The organism is Caballeronia sp. M23-90 (genome assembly GCF_053574605.1).
In genome coordinates, this window is the sequence record NZ_JBSIPA010000539.1 from 1 (window position 1) to 4,186 (window position 4,186).

Consider the following 4,186-nt stretch of genomic DNA (forward strand, 5'->3'; position numbering starts at 1 on the left):
TCCGGCTGCTGGCGCGGGCGCCATCGGTGTCGCCTTGTGCGAGTTGCCGCGAGATGGTCGGGATAAATACCTGGGCGGCCGGACCCATCAAGCTCAACCCAATGGTCGCAAAACGTTCGGCGGCGCCGAAATATCCCACCTGATCCGGCGAAGACAGCAACGTAAGCAAATAAGTCGACGACGCCGTCAGCACCGCCGACCCCGTTGAATAAGCGAACAACATGGTGGACCCGCGCATCAGGTCCATCACGCCGCTCACCCGAAATTTCGGCAAGCCCACATGTGCAAACGTCAGACCGTACGAAATCACTGATGAAATCACGCCCGCAATCAGCAGGCTCGCGACGACCCATACCGAGTCTTGCGGTCCTCTGACTATCGATAAAATGAGAACGAGGCTGATCGCAAAGCCGATGACCTCAATGATGATCGGCGTGCGAAAACGCTGGCGTCCCTGAAACAGCCAGCCCAGGTTCAATGCGGACACAAGCCCGAGCATGGTTGCCAAAAGCCCCATTAGAGGCCGCTCGGAGAGCGTAGGCGAGCACAGCGTGGCGATGACACCTACGGCCAGACCGACCGCACCGGTGAATATCCGTGCGCTCGAATGCAGGGAGAACACATCGTTATGGTGGCTGCGCTCAGGAGACTTCGCGACATCGCGCATGCCGACGAAAGTGAACCCGTAGCTTGCAAGCATCCAGATCACGTTCATGAGTGACATGGCCGCAAGCACGCGCCCATATTCCGCCACGCCAAGCACCCGCCCATAAAACGGAATGACGATGATGAGATAGAGATACCTCATCACATAACCGCCGTACACGAACACTAGGATCTTGGCGTTTTCTTTTTTATCCATACTTCTTTGTTTAAGCCCGCCAGGCGGCGTAATTTATCGCCTTGTTGCGAAGCTTAGCGTGCTGCTGCGCGACGGCGACCTAGCGGGTTGGCAATATAACGGACCGCGAAATCCGACAAGGGTGAATAAGGTACGAGGCACATGCTCGACAACACGAGCGTCCCGACTTTCTTTTTAAGGCTCCAGAAAGGGTTTGCAATAATCGAATGCAAATAACTGCGCGACTCTCTCATCATCCAGCCCCAGCGAGTTGCAAGCGGCGCCTGATACACGCGGGAGCAAAAATGCGCCTTCTCGTGAGAGAAGTCGTGAAACGATACCGGTAAATCGACTTTCAGGCGCGAGTGTGCAATGTTCTGCAAGGTCGCCCATCGCATGCTGAGCGCGCTCGATCCCTTGACCATGCTCTCTGCGTTTGCAAACGACACGCTGGGCGCACTCGTATGATGCACCCGATATCCACCGAGCGACTTGGGAATCGTTGCGACGGAACCCAGCAACACGACACCGTATATGGCGTAGAAATCAGCGCCGTAGCGGTTGATGGCTGACTCGGGCACCGGAAAAATCTGCTTCAAGGCACTGACGCGATACGCATTGCCCGATGCCGGCGGCGACGGGTACAGCCAGCCGCGCTTTAGCAACGTGCCGCAATCCGCCGGCGGCTCCGAATGCGGTACGTGTACTCCCATCAGACCGCCAGCGGAGTCGATCACGTCCAGGCGGAACTGGACCTTCGCATAGTCGCCGCTCTGGAAGACGCGCATCACGTCAGACACGGCACTGGGATAGAGAAGGTCATCTGAATCCAGCAGGATCGCGTGGTCCGTATCGATGATATCCACGGCGCGATTGTAGGCCGAGACCTGGCCTCCGTTTTCCTTGAAGACCGCCGAGATACGCGATCCATATCCATCGATAAGCGCCCGCGAGCCATCGGTCGAACCGTCGTCGACGATCACCACGCGCGTGGCCGGATAGTCCTGGGCAAGCGCCGACTCGATTGCCTGCGTGAGAAAGCGCTCGTAGTTGTAGTTGCAGATGACGATCGTGACGGGTTCCATAGGGCCTCGGTGCTGGCTAGAGATTCCATGCGGCAATCGAGAGAGTCTGTCAGGCCAATTCAACAAAATCGGCTCATGCGACGTCGCAATTTCGTCAGATCTCGAAAGTGCAGGTGATTGAAGGACTGTGGTTGGAAGTCAGGATCAGGACTTGAGACGCGATTTTGCGCGATGCGCCAAGCCTTGCAACAAGCCGACCTGGGACCCGAAATTCGTGCTTGGAGCGAACTACTATGCTGCAGTGAAGCATAAACCGCCGAGAACGTCAGACGCCTTTGCCCGGCGCAAAGTCCGGAGCTATTGGCCGATTAAGCTGAGGAATTAGCGGTGGATTTTCGCGTTCGGCTTCTTATCTTTTTCTGCAATAAGTTTGTAACGAAATGGTGGTATCCGCATGTGCTCAGTAATTCTTAACAACTACATTATATTGCCTTACATTTTCATTATGTATCTTGACCAATACGGGTAATTCGTGACTTACTGTGCGCCTGCCGACGGAGGATTCCGGGTATGCTTGGGAAGAAGGGGGCGCCCGGGGTAGTATTGGCGTCCTAAATAAATCCATACAAAACTCTGGAAATGCACGATGCGCGTTGATGTTGAGACATTAGTCAGAAAATCCATTAAAAAAGCGGCACGCCACAAGTTCGACAAGGATCATGAGTCGCAGGCCCGAATCATATTCAAGACGCTTGAGAAGAAAAATGGCAAGACTGACCCGGTCAACCTGAGGCTGGCTGATGCTTACGCGCAGGAGGTACTCGGCAATGCCCGTTATGCACCTTGGCTCCGCGTCTATGCCGCGTTCACTGGAACGTTCAAGGAGGGCTGGATTCCCGATAATTATTATGGGAGCGTCGTCGTACCCCGAATGAAAGGACCGTACGGAAAGATATCCAGCCTCAAGCCCTTATCCGGCATTATTTTTAGCAGCGATACTTTTCCGGATATCGCTTACTTTGTTAATGGGCTGTTCTTTACCTCTGATCATGTTGCAGTTCCTGAAGCTGAGGTCGAAGCATTTGTTTTCCGAAACACGGAAAAAATCGTATTTAAAGTCGACAGTTCGTTCCAAGGAAAGGGCGTTTTCTTTTTCGACCGGGAAACCTTCAGTGTCGGCAGCATAAAGACGTTGGGAAATGGCGTAATTCAGCGATTCATTGTTCAACATCAGTTGTTTAATGATTTCGCATCGAATGCTGTGGCGACTTTAAGGATTACATCAGTCGTAGATGATGCCGGGCTGATTTCCATTCGTGCATGCTTTTTACGCCTTGGCCGGGTTGCAGATACTCACATTCAACCGGACAGCGAGATTTGCGTGCCCGTGGATCTGGCTGACGGCAAACTGTACGCGCAAGGTTACCTGGCGAACTGGATGGCGCTCGATGAGCATCCGGATTCCAGAATCAAGTTCGATGGCCTGAGCGTACCGGCCTTTTCGAAATGCGTCAGCACCGTGCTTGAACTTCACAAGAAAATTCCCTTTGCCCGATGCGTCGGATGGGATTTGACCGTCGATATGAACGGCAATGTTCAGGTCATGGAATGGAACGCCGAACATAACGACGTCAAGTTCAGCGAGGCCACGCAAGGTCCCTGTTTCTCCGACTTGCGATGGGAGCGGTTGAAACCCTCCCGGAAGAGCTGAATCAAAGCACACGCTTTCAGGCTTCATCTTATCTGTTGATCTTCGCGCTCCGCGCGGCGAAGATCATTGTTTAATTAGTTAGGATTGCTACCATTGTGGGCAATCGGCCCGTTTTCCGGGCTCGCCTGCGAGGAGTGCAGGCAGATTACTCGCCCTCATCATCCTCTCCCAATCCTCTTCAAAACGCCGCCCGCAGTTATTCATTCGCGCGTCCGTTAAAAAAAAATTTAAGCAGACGCTAAACATTCGGACGTCATTGCCGTTAATGCGGTTGAAGATGCGCGCGGATTATCGCCGTCATCCCGGCTGACCGCCATGCAATTTATCAGTAGGCGAGCTCGTCGGTACCCCATCGAAGCCAAGCTGTGTCTGGCTCGTAATTCGTCATACAAAAACTTTTCGTCGACCACTCCGACGTTGGAGAAACTCGTCATGCTCAGTCGCCGTTCATTTTTGAGTCGTGTTTGCGCCTTCGGCGGCAGCTATGCGCTCGCCGGATGCGGAGGCGGCGGTGGCAGCTCGGACTCCTCAGCGGCCTCTAAAGGCGTAAGTGTTGCCGCAGCGCCCACCGGGAGCAGCGCGGTCACCGTCACACAGCCTCCGGCTGCA

3 protein-coding genes are annotated in these 4,186 nt (G+C 54.2%); 1 reads left to right on the forward strand and 2 read right to left on the reverse strand.

Annotated elements, in window-relative coordinates:
- On the reverse strand, positions 1 to 862 hold an 862-nt coding region (locus tag ACRXB1_RS32000), incomplete at its 3' end, for an oligosaccharide flippase family protein (RefSeq protein ID WP_449494312.1).
- Between the two features lie 53 nt (positions 863 to 915).
- Entirely contained in the window at positions 916 to 1,926 is a 1,011-nt protein-coding gene (locus tag ACRXB1_RS32005) for a glycosyltransferase family 2 protein (RefSeq protein WP_375507725.1), read from the reverse strand.
- Positions 1,927 to 2,512: 586 nt separating this feature from the next.
- Between ACRXB1_RS32005 and ACRXB1_RS32010 the strand changes: the two genes are divergently transcribed.
- The gene (locus ACRXB1_RS32010) at positions 2,513 to 3,577 is read left to right on the forward strand and encodes a sugar-transfer associated ATP-grasp domain-containing protein (RefSeq protein WP_449494313.1); all 1,065 of its coding nucleotides are present in this window, start codon (positions 2,513 to 2,515) and stop codon (positions 3,575 to 3,577) included.
- The last annotated feature ends 609 nt before the right edge of the window (positions 3,578 to 4,186 follow it).

What these genes read in the sequence shown, in the direction of transcription:
- ACRXB1_RS32010 (WP_449494313.1), top strand. Translation starts at nt 2,513, where the DNA reads ATGCGCGTTGATGTTGAGACATTAGTCAGAAAATCCATTAAAAAAGCG.
- ACRXB1_RS32005 (WP_375507725.1), bottom strand. Translation starts at nt 1,926, where the DNA reads ATGGAACCCGTCACGATCGTCATCTGCAACTACAACTACGAGCGCTTT.